At 48.0% G+C, this 18,198-nt stretch carries 11 protein-coding genes; 2 read left to right on the plus strand and 9 right to left on the minus strand.

The annotated features are described in order from the left end of the window. Positions 1 to 96: 96 nt before the first annotated feature. The 4 genes from ACX9NY_RS18050 to ACX9NY_RS18065 all read right to left on the minus strand — a co-directional run bounded on the left by ACX9NY_RS18050 (position 97) and on the right by ACX9NY_RS18065 (position 6,042). Entirely contained in the window at positions 97 to 1,269 is a 1,173-nt protein-coding gene (locus tag ACX9NY_RS18050) for a substrate-binding domain-containing protein (protein WP_339240020.1), read from the minus strand. Further along, on the minus strand, positions 1,247 to 3,043 hold the full coding sequence (locus ACX9NY_RS18055; RefSeq protein ID WP_339240019.1) for a sensor histidine kinase: 1,797 nt from the start codon (positions 3,041 to 3,043) through the stop codon (positions 1,247 to 1,249). Before ACX9NY_RS18055 ends, ACX9NY_RS18050 begins: the two co-directional genes overlap by 23 nt. Before the next feature lie 26 nt (positions 3,044 to 3,069). Further along, complete coding sequence (locus ACX9NY_RS18060; RefSeq protein WP_472474170.1) at positions 3,070 to 4,803, minus strand: response regulator; 1,734 nt, start codon at positions 4,801 to 4,803, stop codon at positions 3,070 to 3,072. A gap of 348 nt (positions 4,804 to 5,151) precedes the next feature. Further along, complete coding sequence (locus ACX9NY_RS18065) at positions 5,152 to 6,042, minus strand: tyrosine-type recombinase/integrase (protein WP_339259173.1); 891 nt, start codon at positions 6,040 to 6,042, stop codon at positions 5,152 to 5,154. A 169-nt stretch (positions 6,043 to 6,211) separates the two neighbouring features. Between ACX9NY_RS18065 and ACX9NY_RS18070 the strand changes: the two genes are divergently transcribed. Together ACX9NY_RS18070 and ACX9NY_RS18075 are read left to right on the plus strand one after the other, a co-directional pair. Then, entirely contained in the window at positions 6,212 to 6,412 is a 201-nt protein-coding gene (locus tag ACX9NY_RS18070; protein ID WP_017690333.1) for a cold-shock protein, read from the plus strand. Positions 6,413 to 6,512: 100 nt separating this feature from the next. Then, complete coding sequence (locus ACX9NY_RS18075) at positions 6,513 to 6,785, plus strand: HU family DNA-binding protein (protein WP_169480336.1); 273 nt, start codon at positions 6,513 to 6,515, stop codon at positions 6,783 to 6,785. Positions 6,786 to 7,081: 296 nt separating this feature from the next. Here ACX9NY_RS18075 and ACX9NY_RS18080 read toward each other — a convergent pair whose 3' ends face one another. The 5 genes from ACX9NY_RS18080 to ACX9NY_RS18100 all read right to left on the minus strand — a co-directional run bounded on the left by ACX9NY_RS18080 (position 7,082) and on the right by ACX9NY_RS18100 (position 18,090). Further along, positions 7,082 to 7,726 (minus strand): Vat family streptogramin A O-acetyltransferase, encoded by a 645-nt coding sequence (locus ACX9NY_RS18080; RefSeq protein WP_339259171.1) that lies wholly within the window; start codon positions 7,724 to 7,726, stop codon positions 7,082 to 7,084. A 35-nt stretch (positions 7,727 to 7,761) separates the two neighbouring features. Continuing rightward, on the minus strand, positions 7,762 to 9,450 hold the full coding sequence (locus tag ACX9NY_RS18085; RefSeq protein WP_472474173.1) for a methyl-accepting chemotaxis protein: 1,689 nt from the start codon (positions 9,448 to 9,450) through the stop codon (positions 7,762 to 7,764). Between the two features lie 349 nt (positions 9,451 to 9,799). Next, positions 9,800 to 11,782 (minus strand): CotH kinase family protein, encoded by a 1,983-nt coding sequence (locus ACX9NY_RS18090; protein ID WP_472474175.1) that lies wholly within the window; start codon positions 11,780 to 11,782, stop codon positions 9,800 to 9,802. Positions 11,783 to 12,122: 340 nt separating this feature from the next. Then, complete coding sequence (locus ACX9NY_RS18095) at positions 12,123 to 16,454, minus strand: alpha/beta hydrolase fold domain-containing protein (RefSeq protein ID WP_472474177.1); 4,332 nt, start codon at positions 16,452 to 16,454, stop codon at positions 12,123 to 12,125. Positions 16,455 to 16,539: 85 nt separating this feature from the next. Next, positions 16,540 to 18,090 (minus strand): extracellular solute-binding protein, encoded by a 1,551-nt coding sequence (locus ACX9NY_RS18100; protein WP_472474179.1) that lies wholly within the window; start codon positions 18,088 to 18,090, stop codon positions 16,540 to 16,542. Positions 18,091 to 18,198: the final 108 nt, after the last annotated feature.

Raw genomic sequence — 18,198 nt, forward strand, 5'->3', positions numbered from 1 at the left:
AATTCGAATACAATATCTTCACCTGTTCTATCGAAATCTTCCTCAAGTTAAAAAACAGCTTAATTTTTCTCATTCACCATTCGTTCCAGCATCCGTTCATTGTACAAAAGGAAACAACAGCTTCTGGTTATCCATCCAGAACATATTGTCTGTACTAACCAGCTTCGTCTCAAGTAGAACTCTCGATTGCACCTGTTGATTGTTCAGCCGTGCAACGGCTTGATTCAATCCCAGATAACCTGCGCTATATCCATTCTGGACGATAAGATGATCAAAGACCCCTTCTTGCAATTGCTCCAGTTGCTGTTGTTCACTGCCGAATCCAACAATTCTTACTTTGTCTGCAGAGTTGCGTCGATTCAGTTCATCAGCTGCTCCCAGTGAAGCCGGTTCCTGAAGAGTGATAAAGCCATCCACATCCTGCTGGTCCAGCAATTGCTTCGCAGTCTGCCAACATCCATCCCGTGTATTACATATCGATTTGGGTTCCACTTGAATATCAGGATACTGTACCAGGACTTCCATTACCCCCTGCTCTCTCTGAATCAGACCGGAATTAACGGGGTCTGGACCCAATAAAGCTACACGCCCTCGCCCTTTCAGCAGCTCCGCCATGGCCTGGCCCGCCTGTCTCCCTGCCTCGACATTATCCATGGAGATGATACTGGTTACACCTTTCACGGGAAATTCATCGTTAAGCACAATGACAGGAACGATGGTTCCATCGGAATTTGATGTCTGTGCCTCCTGAATAATATTGCTAAGTGCCTTCTCACTCAGGGGATCAACCAATAGAGCTGATGCCCCCTGCTTCAGAGCCAATGCGGCTGCTTCAACCTGTGCCTGCTCTCGCACACTGCGAGACAACGTTTGGCTGTTCGGATTTGCCTGTTTGACCTTCATCTGACTTCGATCAGCGTCCAGAAGGGCAGGTGTGTACACATGACCCTCGGAAGGGTATGCTTCCACGGTAATCAGTTCCACCCCACTCTCTTTGGCAGCCGCTTCGGCACCAAGCCGGATGGCTTCCGCAAGTTCGCCAGTGCCTGCTGGTGTAATCAGTGCAATACGTGATGGTACTGCCGCAGCATCTGGACTCGAGAGGCCACAGGCACTGCTTATAAGCAGACAGAAGCTTGCAACTGTCACAGTTAACAACCGACGTTTCCGAAATCCCGGGATGCTCGCAGCAACCTTTTTCCAATACGTACAAATATTCAATCCTTTAACTCTACGGGCATCGTTCCTATTCGCTTGTTTGTCCGTCATCAGGCTCGACCTCCTTCTGCTGCGATTGAATGGGAATTCGAATCCAGACCGTGGTGCCTTCTTCCAGCTCACTTGCAAATTCAAGACCATAACCCTCCCCGTAATAGAGCCGGATTCGGTCATGTACATTGCGTACCGCGACACCTGATCCTGCACCGCTTTTGACAACCGGACGGCCACTTAACAATCCCGACATCTGTTCTTCCGTCATGCCGACCCCATTATCTGTAATGCGAAACACCAGCTTGTTGTCCTCACAATAAACATCGACCTCAATACTTCCTTCGTCCATGTGGTACTCGATGCCATGAACAATGGCGTTCTCAATCAGGGGTTGAAGCACCAGCTTTAAGGTCAGGCATTCCAGGAGCGTCTCATCTGCCTGAATGTTAAAGTTGAATTTTCGCTTGAATCTCATCTGTTGAATCGTCAAATAATGCTGCGCATGCTCCAGCTCTTCCCTGACCGTGATAATCGTTTTACCTTGACTGAGACTGATGCGGAATAGGCGCGAAAGAGACGTGATCATCGTGATCACTTCCTCATTGCGGCTCATGCCGACCATTCGCACCACGGAATTCAGCGTATTATACAAAAAATGCGGATTGATTTGGGCCTGCAAGGCTTCCAGCTCCAGACGACGCTTCTGCTCCTGTTCATGAATGATCTCATCCATCAGGGTTCGGATTTTATTGACCATCAGGTTGAAGCGACGCGATAAACGTTCCACCTCAAGCGGTCCTTCGATAGGCAACTCCACGTTGAAATCCCCGCGCTCCACAGCCTTCATCTTGCGCTCCATTCGCCGGATCGGACGAGTCAGACTGGAGGAAAGAAACAGCGATACGAGAATGACCAGCACGAGCACAACGACCAGTACACGAATGAGATATCCGTTCACTTCCTGACGTGTTGTCATAATTTCATCCAAATAGGCCACACCGACAATTTTCCATCCAATATTGGCAACGGACTTCACGGTATTCAGCCTTTTCTGTCCATCTGCCTCATCTTCGTAACTGCCGGAAGCCACCAAAGCCTGTTCGATATTCTCACTTTTGAGTCCCATATACATTAATTGCTGCTGCGGATGGTACACAATATTGCCCGCACTCTCATCAATGATGTAGACGTATCCCCGTTGCCCCAGACTGACCCGGCGGCTCAATTCATCCATCTGTTTAAAATTGATATCGACCAGCAGGATAACCTGCCGATCCTGACCATTTTGCCGTATCGTTATGCCTTTGCTCATGGAAACGACCCATTTATATGGGCCTGTGTACATATTCTGAATATGAGGTAACGAGAAACTCAGGTGATCCGGCACACGAAGCGCAGACTGAAACCACCCTTGCTGTGTCACATGGGCACTCGGTTTTAATTCAGCTGTAGGTCGGTTCTTGAGCAATTGACCCGTGGAATCGAGCAGGGTAATCGAGATGATATCTTCACGACTGCTGAGCAATGTGTCGAGCTGTTTGTCCACCAACTCCCCTTCCCATGTCCCGTCACGCAGCATATGTTCCTCAATGGCACGGTACAGATGAGACATGCTGCGGACGTAATCCTCCAGGTTATAACTGACCTGATCCACAATCTGTCTCGTCGTCAGTTCCGCACTTCGCTCGGCAGCCTGCGTGAACTTGTCATGCAGAAGCATCGCCATGATGGTCAGCACCAGAACGATAAAGACGGAGAAGGACCACGTAATAATAAAACGGATACTGCTGACTCTGGACGAGCGCAGCCTGGAGCGAAATTGAATTCCCATGGAGTTCAACCACTTGGACCAGAACTTCATCGGATTGAACCTTCATGTGCTGCCTGGGAAGCCTGTTTACGATATTCTTTGGGCGAGACGCCAATATGTTTTTTGAAACAAAAACTGAAGTAGTTCGGTTCAGCAAAGCCAACCTGCTCCGCAATCTCAAACGACTTCAGCTCTGTCGAGCGAAGCAGTTCACGGGCCGCCTCCATCCGGATCTGCATCAGATACTGCAGGAAGGTAAGCTGCACTTCTTTTTTGAAAATGCCACAAAAATAACCGGAGCTGATATGCAAATGTCCGCACACTTTCTGAATGGACAGATCCGGGTCGGCATAATGCTCTTTGGTGAAGACTAACGCCTGCTCAACAATATCCTTATATACATGCTGGCGACCACTGGCAATGCGATGTTGTACAAGTAGACAGACCTCCCGTACCTTCTTCTGTGCGTCAGTAAGACCTGGCAGTCGGAACAGATCTGCATACAATTGGAAACCTGCTCCAAAGATGTCCTCCATCTCTTCTCCGGATGCCTGCGCTGCCTTCCATACTGTTGTTAACACTTCAATCAGATAGAGCTGAATATCACTGCGCCCATGTTCCACTGTAATTTCCCGGAAAATGATCGCCAGTGCTTCCTCCAGTTCCACTTGTGTACCCGCCTTAAGACAACGTGTCAGCGTCTGCTGCTTTAACTCGTCGAACCGCAGCTTGCCCGCCGTCTGCCGCTCTACATCCGCGATATATATGATTGAATCCGTTCCGGGTACAAGCCGATAATCCAAGGCGAGCAGGGCATCTTCATAGGCCTGATTCACCTCCGCAAGTGTATCCACGATCTGACCAGATCCCACCGTAGCGGGAATACGTAAGTAGTGATTGATGCTGCGCATCACATTTTCCAATGCCTTCTGTTGTCGCTTCGCGCCATCTGTACCGCCCAAGCGATCCACATAGAGCAGGACAATCGTCTCCTGATGCATAAAGGCATGACCAGCCCCGTGTTCCGCCCATACTTCTGCCGCAATGTTAAGTGCAGCAAAGCGTTTCAGTTCAGCATCTTCCGATTGACGCAATGAACCTCCGGGAACGAATAGCTTAGACTGATCCGCTTCCTCAGATGTTGATTGGTTATGCCGCGGCGGCAGCTCGTTGAATACTTCCTCAGGTTTGTCCTTCTGCACATCTCCTTCCATATGCAGTGTCAATACAGACACCCCGTAGCGTTTTCCTGCCAGATCCAAACCACATTGTTTGGCTTTACTATGAATATATGTCGAAGATTTCTGCCGATGGAGCAGGGTCGCCATCAGATCTGCCTGCAGTAATGGCAAGCTGGTATGATAGTGCTCACGCAGCTGCTGTACATCTTCACGCTCGGCCACTTCAGCGGCCATCTGGGCGCGCAGTCTTGTGAGCAGTTCGGTGAGATGTCCTGCCGAGAACGGCTTCAACAGATATTCATCCACACTTAACGAGATGGCTTGCCTCGCATAATCAAATTCATCATATCCAGTTAAGATGACCACCTTCACAAGTGGATTACGCTTCCTCAATCTTTGCGCGAGTTCCAGACCATTCATGAAGGGCATGCTGATATCGGTCACCACAATATCCGGCTCCACCCGCTCCGCCATCTCCAAAGCTTCTCGCCCATTCTCAGCCAAACCGACAATCCGCAGATCGAGCGCTTCCCAATCGACCTCTACAACAAGTCCTTCCCGCACATCTTCTTCATCATCCACCAGCAGTACCCGGTACACGTTCGGATTCCTCCTTTTTATAATGGGCTGTATGCCCTAACAACTGATATATGTGTGATATTGTGAATCATTGGATTTCTTATTTCTCACCGAATTTATGCCAAATGCTAAGGAATCATGTTGATCAGATCCAAGGTTGCCATCATAATATACAATATTATCAGGGATATGTAATCGCTTTCTTCAAGAGAGGTAAGGCAACCCTGTCGGGCAGTGCCTAAGTGAAATGTGAAGGAGAGTATATGAATGCCAAGGTTAGGTTAAAGTAATACAAACACGGAAATTTCGAAGAACTTCTAATAAGAGGGGTTTAATTCTAACTATCATATGGATCCTTTATTCTTGTTTTCACCGCTGATTCGTACTTAATGCTTTGATATAAATCATTGTCGTATCTGGATTGGTGTGCCCCATCATCTCCGCCAAACGGTGAAGGGGCGTATGCTCTGCCATGGCGTAGCCAAAACGATGACGCAGATCATGTGAACTCAGACCTTCCAGCCCTGCTGCAATCATTACTTTTTTAATCAGATGGCGTAGTGCTCTCTCCGTTAAACGATCGTTTGTCTTTTCTGAAGGAAAAAGGTACGTATGATCGGTAGCAAAATCAGATAAGTACTGATTCAATATTACAATACACTGCATATTCAAAGGGACCTTACGCTCCCGGTTGCGTTTATCGGCTCTCACTGTCAGGTAAGCACTTCGTCTACCAAGTTCAATATCACCAGGCGTGAGATTGCATACCTCCATCGTTCGCAAGCCTGTATGGAACATAAGGGTCAGGATAGTCCGATCACGAAGAGAGTTAACGTACTCCACTGCCTCGAGGAACGCTTCTTCTTCTTCGGATGTCATTCGGCGTGGACTGACTTTGTCTTCCGGAATGAATTTTAATGCTTTGGAGGGGTCATGATTGAGTCTGGATTCCAGAACAGCCCATTTGAAAAAACGCTTCAGCGTAATCAACCTGCGGTTAATGGTGGCTGGTTTCAATAGCATAACCTTGTGTGAATCTTCACGATAATGGACTAAAGTGGATGTATCTACATCTTCAATTCTCAATGTAACCTTTTCCCCGAGCAGGGTGTTTTCCTTGTACCATTCAATAAAGTGCTTCAGATCACTTGCATATTCCTTCACGGTTTTGGGCTGTAATTCATCCTCATTGGCAAGCATATGAATGAATTCTTCTATCGTTGGCTCCCGCTGCACCGAAATCCCTGATGACTGATTCATTAGAAATTACCTCCAAATCTTGACTTATATTAGCGGACATGGTATTATAATATTAATCGATACATTAGCGGACATCAAGTCTGTGGTTTAAATGCACCAGGTGAGTGTCAATTTTTCAAATATACTCGTCATAATGATCGGCTAAAAACTTATTTTTTGGAGGAATCACATGCAAACAGGTACAGTGAAATGGTTCAACGCGGATAAAGGATTCGGCTTTATCGAAACTGAAGAAGGAACAGACGTATTCGTTCATTTCAGTGCAATTCAAGGTGAAGGTTACAAATCTTTGGACGAAGGTCAACGCGTTCAATTTGAAGTAACTCAAGGTAACCGTGGACCACAAGCTGAGAACGTTACTAAACTTTAATTATATGAAAGCTGCCTTATTAATAAGGCAGCTTTTTATTTACTCATAGGTTGTACAGCACAGAATTTCACACCCCAACAATGAAAGCGAGGTATTCCCCATGGATAAAGAACAATTGATCACAGAAGTAGCCAAGGCTGGCGGTTTCTCCAAGAAGAATGCTGAAAAGGCGGTAACCGTTGTACTGGACTCAATTCTGGAAGCTCTCAAAGAAGGTAAAGAAGTTCAACTGGTTGGATTCGGGAAATTTGAAGTACAGAAGCGTGAGGCAAGAACGGGAAGAAGTCGGAGAACAGGCAAAGAAATTCAACTACCTGCAGGTAAAGTTCCTGTATTCACAGCAGGCTTAAGCATGAAAGAAGCTTTAAATTAAACAACGCAACAACCCATTGAAAAGAGGTTTTTATTCAAACACACAATGATAATATGGATTTAAATGTCGTGTTTACTACCGTTGATGATATCATTAACTTTTATTCAGGCAAACAGACAAACACGGATCATGCAGAAACTCATACTCATTCAAAACCCCCACTAGCAAAGTCTGATTGCACTCTACGTCCCCCCATCCGCTAATCTAACATTTCATCTTGGACAACAAGAGGCCCTGATCCGCTCAAAACGGTCCAGGGCCTGATTTGCTTTGGTTAAATACAGTTTCTACCTGCTCTACTTGCTGTTCAAAAGTCCGCGTAATATCTCTAGATCATATGTAGAGACAAGACGTTCCAGGTGCGTATCCAGCCACTCCTCATCCTGATCCCACCACTTCAATTCCAGCAGCAGTGCAATTGTTTCTTCATCAAAACGCTTTTTAACAGTTTTGGCTGGATTACCACCAACAATCGTATAGGGTTCGATATCCTTCACAACAGTTGAATTGGAGGCAACGATTGCCCCGTCTCCAATCGTGATACCAGGCATGATCGTCACATGTTGTCCAAGCCATACATCGTTCCCCAGTATCGTGTCACCCTTATATGGAAGCTGCTCAAGTGTAGGTGTCACACGATCCCATCCTCCACCGAAAATGTTAAAAGGATACGTCGTCATGCCCTCCATCCGATGATTCGCGCCATTCATAATGAATGTCACACCTTCCGCAATTGCACAGAACTTGCCAATAACCAGGCGATCACCAATAAAGTCATAATGATGTTGTATCCGGTCATAGAATTGCTCTGGCGGATTGCTGTTATCGCTATAATACGTATAATCACCGATGTCCACGTTGGAACGAGGCGGCAGGTTTTGAATGTAACATACGGTGCGGATATTCTCATTGGGGAAAAGTTTTGTTTTATCAGGAGCCATATTGAAGTCCCTCCTTTTCCCTATTGTAACAGATATTATATCTTAAACGGACGAAGTGAAGTCTGGAGTTCTGTCGACACTTCAGACAAAATAGCCGTAGAAGCCTTGATCTGCTCTACCGACTTGAGCTGTTCATGAACAGATTCGGCAGCCTGCTGTGAATTGGTACTGGCCGTCTGCGCATGGCGAGCGATCTCATGTACGGAAGCCACAATCTGCTCCACGCCTGAGGACATCTCTTCACTCGTCGCAGCCATGTCCTCAATCTCTGTCGCCATACGCAAGTTCGTATCCCGGATCAGGCTGAAGTTTTGTTCCGTTTCCCGGGTCAAGCGCAGCCCTTCTTGCACTTCATCCTTCACTCTCGACATGGCCGATAGCGATTGCTGCATATCTTGTTCCATGGCTTTGACCAGTTCTTCAATACGATCTGAAGATTCTCCCGCTTGTTCAGCCAGTTTACGAACCTCGGTAGATACCACGGCAAATCCTCTGCCATGTTCCCCGGCTCTTGCCGCTTCAATCGATGCATTGAGGGCGAGCAGATTCGTTTGATTCGCAATCTCATGAATGGTGGAAACCATCTGGCTAATCTGTGCCGACTTCCCTTCCAGCATGCGAATGACTTCATCCGTTCTGGTAACGGAGGATTCAATCGTAGACATCTGCTGAACGGTAAGTTGCACCGCTTCACCTCCGGTCTCTGCCTGGTTGCGTGAATACATAGCAGAGTCAGAAATGCTGGAGGCCTTGTCTGCCATACGTTGTACGCCTATAGCCACTTCTTCCATCGCCTGCAGATTTTCTTCCGTACTGACCGTCTGACGCTCGGCTCCCTGCGCGACTTGTTCAACAGAAGATGCGATCTGTGCCGATTCATTACCCGTCTGATCCGCAATCTTGAGCAGCAATCCAGTCGAATGCTCTGCTTTCTCCGCAGCTTGAAGTCCACCCTGAATGATCATCTGCAGATTGCTTCTCATCTCATTGTATCCCGTGCCCAGCATGCCAATTTCATCTTTGACGTTATCGACTACAGGCTGTGTAAAATCACCTGTGCCCGCCCGCTTGATTGCCACGGATACCCGCTCGATTCGTACTCTCACCCTGCGAACGTACCACAGGATCAGGGTAATTGCGACCAACATTGCGAGCAGGAATACGATCAGGAATGTCTTGAGGAACGAGGAGATAATCACATCAATTAATGATTGAGAAGCACCAACATAGAAAATGCCGATAATCTCCCCGGATGCATTCTTGATGGGTTCATAGGCCGTTTGATATTTCTGACCCACAACCACGGCTTCACCGAAGTATTTTTCCCCTTGCTGCAAAACGATCTGGGCGACCTCTTCAGATACCTTTGTGCCAACAGCACGTTCCCCGTTTATCATAACATTCGTAGCGACACGTTCATCACCTCGGAAGATGGTCACCGTGTCCCCAGATGCTTGTCCAATCTCATCCACCAGTTCGAAGTTACCTTCCAGCGCGATATCTCCCTTGAATAATTGTCCGTCTTGAATGGCCCACTCTCCTGGATACTTATATGTAATGATACTATTCGCCATCTCCAAATCTCGCTTCGCCTTCTCTGTAGCGAATGTCGTAATCCCATGTCTCATCTCCATGATTACACTTATCGCCACAGCTGAGGAGAAGACGATAAATATACTGATAACGATCAAACTGATTTTGGTACCGATGCTCATGCTTCGCATGTGTGTGAGCCACCCTTTTCCCTAAGTAATTGTGGGGATATTCAAGCCGATTTCGAGTCTGTTTCGAATATCACTATAGTCATATCGGTAGGAGTATTCACATTTTTTATAATATTTCAGTGACTTTCATCACATTTATTTGAAATTAAAAATCAAAGTTTTTCCGCTTTCTCCGTAATTATGTGAGAATGATCTGCTGGTTGGAAATTAAATCAATCTGGAACGATAAATTAGATATGTCTTCGCTCCTTTCTAATCTACAAAAGCAGAACAAAAAGGGATTCGATCTGACCATCGAATCCCTTCTCTCATTCTCCGTACAACAACGTTGCGCCGCAGAAGATATTGCTTATTTGGATGTAAGGCTTACTTGTGCAGCGGTTTGATTCCATTCCACGGTCAATCCCAATCCTTCGGAGATGAAGCGAACAGGCACGAGTGTGCGACTGTTTTGAATTATCGCTGGTGCATCAATTTCGAAATTCTCTCCATTTACGGTTGCTGTGCTGCTTCCGATCTTGAGCACAAGAGTCTGGTCATTCAGAACGGTTGTTACTGTTTTCGCCATTTTGTCCCAAGTCACCTCTGCACCAAGGGCTTCGAGGATTGCATTCACAGGCACCATCACTCTGCCACTTTGCTGCAAGGGGTCCTGATCCGGGAAGGTGATCGATTTACCATCGAGTGTTACGGTAATGGTTTTGTCGGTTGTTCCGGATGAAGTATTCGAACCTGTCTCTTCCGAAGTCTCGGGCAGTGGCGTTACTTCACGCCCAAGTTGCTCTTGCAGATTCGCAAGGCGGTTCAGTGCAAATGTCGTTAGTGATCCAGCCGCCATGGAGCCCATACCTCCGCCTCCTCCGCCAAAGTTACCGCCAGGACGTGTCTGCGTATTGCCTGTGCTATCTGTTGTTCCTGTTCCCGTCGTGCCATCCGGAGGTGTTGCTCCATCTGGAGGTGTCATTCCTTCGAAACCTTCAGGCGGCGTCATGCCTTCCATGCCCTCAGGTGGTGTCATTCCTTCAAATCCTTCTGGTGGTGTGCCGCCCATACCACCTGCTGCTTCTGCATTTGCAGAATAAGCAATGTTGGATTCAAACTGTTCTGTCGTATAGAATTTCGTTGGATCTGCTTCTACATAAGGACGAATCTCATCGGCAAGTCCAGTAATACGATCCTGAATGCCTTCCATATAGTCCGTCAGTTCATTGACGTAGCTCATATATTTTTCCTTATACTCCGGCACAGCAAGCAGATTATTAATCATCGGTACATTTTCCATGCTAATGCCCAGTACAGGCTCGTCCACAGATACGTTCGTTGCGTTGGTGTTGGTTGTGGTTAATCCGGTTGTTGCGCCACGTCCGCCTCCACCCGAGTATCCGTTGAAGGACATGTTAAAGTCCCAAGGTACAACGGTGAACTTGCCATCAGCATCACTATAGAGCATGTAGTTGTGTCCTTTGTCGCCGTTATAACTGTCATAGTTGCCAAAAACCATGTTGCCTGCAATATATTGAAGCGCCGAATCTACGTCCAGCACACTTTCAATATCGCCTTTTTCACCTTCTGGCATCTCGTTCAGCGTTTGGATGAAGGTTTTTAGTTTGGCTTTGTCCTTATCCGTACCCAAGTCTTTGGTGATTGTACTGTAGTCACTGCCCTCTTCATATTGAAGATAACTCTTCTCATCTGTATCATATAGCACGCCTTCTTCGTAATCCTCACCGTAGTTGCGTTCCAAGTAACTGTCATCTACGGCTTCAACCCCGGTGTAGAAACCGACCAGTTCGCCATTAACATACAGATTAACGTAGTTTGTCATCGGCACATCCATGCCAATACTGCGAAGCGCTTCATAGTGAAGTACCTCACGCATATAGGATGGATCTGCATAGTTGTTATTGAGCACCATTTTGTCCAGTCCGAGCAAGGTTTGTGTTTTGTCGTATTTATCGAACTTCAGTCTGAAGCTGTATCGATCCGAATCCTCCATCGAGGCTACGGCTTTCAAGGTCAGATTGCCCTTGGTGGAGAAACCAACGTTGTCCAGCTTGTTGCCGTCCACGTCCACACTCACATTCTTGTAATCCTTATCGAGCGGACTTTCAAGCATACTCTTCCAGTCTGCATCATCAATCGTTACATTCACATCAATCACGTTGTCCGTCTGGAACAACGATTCATAAGCTTGTGTCACGCCTGCACTCGCGGTTGTCGCTGTGCTCTCTGCGGCAAATGCCGCATTTGGACCTGCCATCAGGCCAAAAGATGACGTTACCATAGTCACGGATAATGCCGTTACTGCAACTTTTCGTAATAGTATATTCAAATGATGAATCCTCCTTCTTGGTTTCTGTTAAGCAACTGAGGCTTATGTAACCATGGTAGAGGACGAACCTTTAGTGAATCTTAAATAACGACTACAACAAAAAGTAGCCCATCAGGCTACATAAGTTGAACTATGAATGTTACACCCTTATCACTCCGATTGCAGTACCATTTTCCGATCGCTCTTATCCCCAGATTTCATCATTCCCTTTATTTATGGGGAAAATCCAGTGATAAAGGCGAACGCTACGCTTCTTCAAATTGGTTCTGCACTCTCCGTTTAGGTGTAAAATTGAGCTTCAACTTATATAGATACCTGCTAGGCTACTTATTCTGATCTTTTATAGTTCGGTAACGGTCACACCTTCTGCTTGGTAGTAGTCCTCATTCACGTTGTTTAGAATGTTAGCCTTTAGCAGAATGCCGACTCCGGCAAACAAGCCGATTCCGTTTGTGTTACCTTCGATTCGGTTATCCTCGATCAACACATTCTCGGGATTCCCTTCGCCTATATTGCCAGCTCCAGCATCGCCTTTGTCGCGCTCAAGCCGTACGCCCCAGTATCCACTGGCAGTATTGTTACGAATCACATTGCCGCGAATTACCGTACCTGGTCCATTCAATACTTTGATTCCAGCCGCATCTGCAATCGTGGTTGTATTCTCGATGAGATTATCCTCAATTAGAGTATCGGGAGTACCCATCGTCACCGAAATACCGATCCGGCTGTTCTTGATTGTGTTGTCATGAATGTAGTTTCCTTTGCCAGACTTGCTGTGGTTGCTTGGCGCTGAACCCCCTGTATTGCCAAGCCCAATCCCTGCACCTGTCTGCACATCCGTAATGACATTGCCAGAGATTTCATTCAAATACTCCAGTTCACCATGAAGATCAATGGCATCCAGCTTGGTTCCATTAAATGTATTGCCGCGTAACACGTTATTGTGAGCCACAAACTGAATCAGTGCTCCATGTCTGAGATAAGGACCCTCAAATGCACTGTCCTCCACCACATTCCATAACGTATCATTATCAAAGCCGAGTCGATCGGTCTTGGCCGTTCCCTGAATCGAAATTCCGTATCCTGAACCTCCGGGGCCCAGATCTGTTGCATTGCGAAAGTTTGCATGCTTCACAACAACATCGCGGCTGTGCTCAATACGGATCGCCATTCGTTTGAACTTCTCCACAATTACGCCGTCAATTGTAATGTCATACGATGGTAACTCACCATAATTGGCGATGTGAATCAGACTATCCGGCCCCCCAGCGGAGGGATTATTGGATTGATGATCCGTCGTGTAGCTGCCGGACCAGGATGAAGTTAGGGTCATCTTGGATACGAGAATGCTATGCTGAGCTGATGCCTTCAGAACGGCACTGCCCGTTACCTGATCCAGCGATGTCTTGAGCACGGTTCCTTCACGGCTCTCTCCTCTCAGATTCACGCCGGATTTGAGCATCAGGTTGGTGGTTCCATCCGGCCCGGATAACAAATTGTACACTCCATTGGGTAAAAACACTTCATCACCCACCTCAGCCTCATCAATAGCAGCCTGTATTGCTGGTCGGTCATCACTCGTGTTGTCGGCAGGATTTGCTCCAAAATCCCGTACATCCATTGTACGTCCGGTCACGGCATGTGGAACATGGACAACATGTGGTGTGCCATCTGTTTCCGTCAGACCTGGGGCGATAAAGGGCATCGTCCCTTCAGGTGGTTGTGGCACGATATATGGAATCAGTGCCACAGGTGTCCCTCCCCCTGCAAAAGGGGCATACAGATGCACATCGGTCAGACTTGTGTAAATACTCGCATCTGAATTGCCATGCCCTGTGATTCGTACATAACGTGCAGAAGTGTCTGGGATATCAAATGCCTGCATTTCGATTGTATCCCCACTGCTTTCGCCGTTGAATACCTGGGTCCACTGCTCACCGTCAACAGACGATTCCATCTCAAAAAAGGTCTTTCGGACATCCCCTTTGTAAAAACCAATCCCCACATAACCCACTGACTGTATCTGACCCAGATCAAATGTGATCCATTGCCCCTCCCCGGCAACAGACCAGCGTGTATAGCTGTTATTATCGATGGTATTGGTCGCTAGGTTGCCGTCGCTGCCACTTGCCGTGACAGAAGCCACAGGCAGGGACGATAACGGGACGTCTAGGGTTGTCATTTCGGTTGATAGAGCACTGCTGATATTGCCCGCCTCGTCAATTGCTTTCACTTGAAACGTATACGATGTCCCAGCTGCAAGTTCGCTGTCACGAAATGACCGCTTACTTTGTTCTGCCAGCAGGACTCCATCCCGATAAATTCGGTAGGCAGATACAGCTGTATCATCGCTGGCCGCTGGCCATCTCAGTTCCGCAAAATCTGTCCCCCAGTTGCGAATCTCAAGCTCAGCTCCCTGCTCCCATTCGGGTGACTGCGTGTCACTGCCTTCTTCGATCAAAGCAATGACTGCTAACTGTGGACGCGGATTGCTCGTTCCGTTCGCTTCCTTGGTGTATACGTTCACGGAAACACCCGTTGATTCCGCATCCGCAAGCAAAAATGCAACCTGAACCGCATCTGGACGATTCTTCACAACATCGGTTACATCCACTTCGTAGACGGCCGGGCTTCCATTCCGATCTGCCGTAACCTGGAATGTGCCGAGCAGCGAACCTTCGCTCAGACTTTGGACCGGAGCATTCGACCAGGTTAACGATGATTCGCTCCAGTCTGTTACATTCAAACCGTACAGAGACAACGTGGTATCGATATTTGATGTGCCTTTCTTGGCTGCAATCCGCAATCGATACCGATCTCCTTCCGGCTCATTTCCAGTCATATCAAATTTGAAGTACACATATTTCTTGGTTGAAGAAGTGGAAGAGATGCTTAGTAATCCGGTACTGGAGCCCGTGGCCTGATTGAAATTCAGGTCAGGCTTGCTGCTGTCAATCGCCGCATCGTCGCTTGGCAGCTTACTGGCGATGACCTTTTCAATCAACGGTTTTTCTTCAGCCACTTCTTCATCTCCAGGCGAAGTGGCTTCAGGATTGCTTTTGAAAATAATAGGCTCCGTAACGATCCGGTTCTTCACATGTTCATCCATGAAAGCCCATGCCTCTGCATTCGCAGTCTCGGAAGCGGTCCCTGTAAATCCATGGCCCTGACCAGGCACGACTTTCATATCCACAATCGGCACACCCGCAGATTGAAGCTGTCCCGCGAAAGTAACGCTGTCGGTATAGGGAATAGTGGCGTCAGCATCACCGTGCCGAATCCAGAATGGTGGATCATCTGGTGAAGCATACGTGCCCGGCATGGCAAGTCTGGCCTGCTCCGGAACATCGAACGCGCGATGCCCGCCAAGCAGAGCTGTGACCGAGCTATAGTTATTAGCAAATGTCGTTGTAAAATCAGCAGGTCCGTACCAGTCAGCGACCGCCTGCACTTTGTCGGAATACTCAGGCCATCCGCCTGAACCTTCCAGATCAGGTATATCTACTGTCACCCCTGTATCGAGCTCTACAGTGTCACCAGCGACCATGTCCCCTGTTGTACCGAGCAATGCAGCGAGATGTCCGCCCGCCGATGATCCCCAGACACCAATACGGCTTGGGTCCAGATTGTACTGCTCAGCGTGAGCTCGCAGGTATCGAATAGCAAGCTTTACATCCTGAATCTGGGCAGGGAAAGGTGCCTCAGGCGTCAGTCGGTAGTCCAGAGAGACACCGATGTAACCGCGTTTGAGTACATAGTTGCATATGGAGTTCAATGCCTGCTTCCGGTCCCCGTGATTCCACCCACCTCCATGGATATAGACCATGACTGGCATCGGTTCAGCTGCCGCTGTCTCGGGAACGGCAATGGACGAATACATCGCCCGCCCACCAGCCGTACCGATCTCCACATCCTCGTATAAAGTTACTCCTTCCGGAGGCATAAATTCAGTATTCTCTTCTCCAGGCGGCACTGGGGATGGGGCAGGCGTTATTCCGGGAATAGCCTGACCGTAAATGGCAACATTGTCGATATACATGTTGGCCTGCATGGCATCTCCTGTCCGAAATCTAATTTTGACCGTGCTGTTATTGTTCGCTTCCGAACCCAGCGTCCAGCTTTTTAGCGTATTGCCTTCCTTATTCTTCAGGTCCGGGGTGCCCGGGGGAAGTTCAAATGTCTCCAGCGTCGTCCAGGATGTGCCACCATCCTTCGACCATTCGATAATCACACTTCCACTTATATAGGAGGAAGCACGCGTGTAGTAGCTCAGCCGTATATTTCCGTATCCAGTCAAGTTGAGAGGTAGTGCAAGCGCATCGGTTCCGTCTATCTTGATCATATTGGGCAGCGAGGGAGCAGTCGTGGAAGATGACGTCTTGGCCTTGCTTCCACCTGCCCCTTCCTGCGACCAGGGAGCTCTCAATGCAATTCCACCTGTAGAGCCAAAATTGTCCGGGTCATCAAAGTTTTCCGCGTAAATCTCCAGCTCCGGGCCCTCCGGCTCCGGGACGTTCTCTCTTTCTTCCTGTATAGGGTTACGAATAGAGCTAGGAACAACATCTTCCATCGCCCGGACTTCATGCATGGGAACGATGGTGCCGTTAATGAGAATCATAGACATGGCAACAAGGACAACGCGCTTTTTCCACGTTTTGAACAAATTATTCACTTGTATCCCCTCCGCACGGTAGTCCAATCTCCTGACGTTATACCTTTGCAATTGCTGATGTTAATCATGCTTATGTCGAACAATTCTAGCGACGCGGTGCCGACACGCCTTCACCGTTCTTGAACTTCTCTGTGGCTTCCTTGATGGCCTGATCCCCGCCTTTGGATTTCCATTCCTCAACTACCTTCGGCCAATCGGAGATCGGCTCCTTGCCATATACCATCTTGATCATGTGTGTGAGCAATACCTGAGGAGGTGTATCCGAATTGGGAGCAATATCGGGATTCTGTACAAAAGCTTCCAAACGCGGATCAAAGTTAATGCCATCCCGACCTTCTTTGGCTAAAACCGTATCGTAAATATTCATCAGCTTTTTGCCTTCTTCAGTCAGGGATAGGGAGCCTTTGTTGTATGTTGTGTCCTGTACGAACCATAAGAACGATTGACGGTAACGCTCCTCGTCCACGCCAGCAGAGTCTGTCGGAGCTGTATATGAAATCACACCATTATCCTCTGTATAGGTCTCTCCTTCCGTACCGTACGTGAAGAACTTCTCCGCTTCGTCAGACACCATCCAGTTGAAAAAACGGATAATGGAAGCCGGATCGGCCGCATCCTTATTAATAAAGTAGGCACGTGTCACAGGACCGTACAGATAATAACCGCCTTTTCCGTCCGGGCCGACAGGGGAAGGGATAATCTCGATTTTGGCATCGGGAACCGACGCTTTAATCTGCTTCTCCCACTGGATCAGTTCGTTGGCATTCATGGACCACATGCCCGCTTTGCCGGAGAGGATCGTATTTTTGAATACGGTGGAATTAATCGTTGCGAACTCTTTGTTGATAAGCCCTTCCTCATACATCGTCTTATACACCGTCAGGGCTTGCTGCATATTCTCGTTATCCATGAACTTCGGTACAATCTGGTCGCCCTGCTGCTCCATCATGGACAAGAACTGCTGCACATCATAGGCACCAAAGAAGGTATCCGCATATTTGAAATCCTCACGCCCCATATATGGATTCTCCACGCCAAGCTTTTTAAAGGCGCGCAGCACTTCCATTGTCTCCTCCACCGTAGTAGGCACCGGCAATCCGGTTTGATCCAGCAGATCCTTACGAATCCAGGTTGCCCGGCGGGATGGATTGGATAAATATTCAGGGATGGCATAGATCTTGCCGTCATGGGTGACCTGGTCCCAGGCTTCCTTCGGCACGGCTTTCAGTAAATCTTGCCCATACTGCTGTAACAACTCATCCAGTGGCTGAAATACTCCGGCTTCGACCGAGCCGGCCATCTCCTTGCCGTTGACGCCGCCGTCACCCTGCACCACATCAGGAATATCATTGGTGGCAAACATTTGCACCATTTTCTGCTCATATTCCTTATGAGGCACCAGGACAATTTTGAGATCGGTATTGGTCAGATCCTCCAGCCTTTTCACCCATTTATCCTGGTTGATGTCGGGCGACTTCTCCACATACGTATACGCCAGCGTTCGCAGTGACATGGAGAACCTCGTCTTGCCGTCTCCCCCATTCTCACCGGATTTCGCCCCGTTTCCAGTGCTGCATCCCGCCATGACGGTTGTCGCCAGCAATAGCGCCATGCCTGTGACCATCCACTTTTTCATGCTACCCCTCTTTTCATCCTGATTTAGATTTAGGTACCACTCGTTGGTGAAGCGCTTTCAAATAGATGTTAAAACATCCCCACCGCCTGCAACAATGGGGATGTTTTA

Source organism: Paenibacillus sp. CB74 (assembly GCF_055687625.1).

Bases quoted from the DNA above. Each gene is read 5' to 3' on its own strand.
- ACX9NY_RS18070 (WP_017690333.1), top strand. From the start codon at position 6,212: ATGCAAACAGGTACAGTGAAATGGTTCAACGCGGATAAAGGATTCGGC.
- ACX9NY_RS18050 (WP_339240020.1), bottom strand. From the start codon at position 1,269: ATGACGGACAAACAAGCGAATAGGAACGATGCCCGTAGAGTTAAAGGA.
- ACX9NY_RS18080 (WP_339259171.1), bottom strand. From the start codon at position 7,726: ATGGCTCCTGATAAAACAAAACTTTTCCCCAATGAGAATATCCGCACC.
- ACX9NY_RS18065 (WP_339259173.1), bottom strand. From the start codon at position 6,042: ATGAATCAGTCATCAGGGATTTCGGTGCAGCGGGAGCCAACGATAGAA.
- ACX9NY_RS18075 (WP_169480336.1), top strand. From the start codon at position 6,513: ATGGATAAAGAACAATTGATCACAGAAGTAGCCAAGGCTGGCGGTTTC.
- ACX9NY_RS18100 (WP_472474179.1), bottom strand. From the start codon at position 18,090: ATGAAAAAGTGGATGGTCACAGGCATGGCGCTATTGCTGGCGACAACC.
- ACX9NY_RS18055 (WP_339240019.1), bottom strand. From the start codon at position 3,043: ATGGGAATTCAATTTCGCTCCAGGCTGCGCTCGTCCAGAGTCAGCAGT.
- ACX9NY_RS18085 (WP_472474173.1), bottom strand. From the start codon at position 9,450: ATGCGAAGCATGAGCATCGGTACCAAAATCAGTTTGATCGTTATCAGT.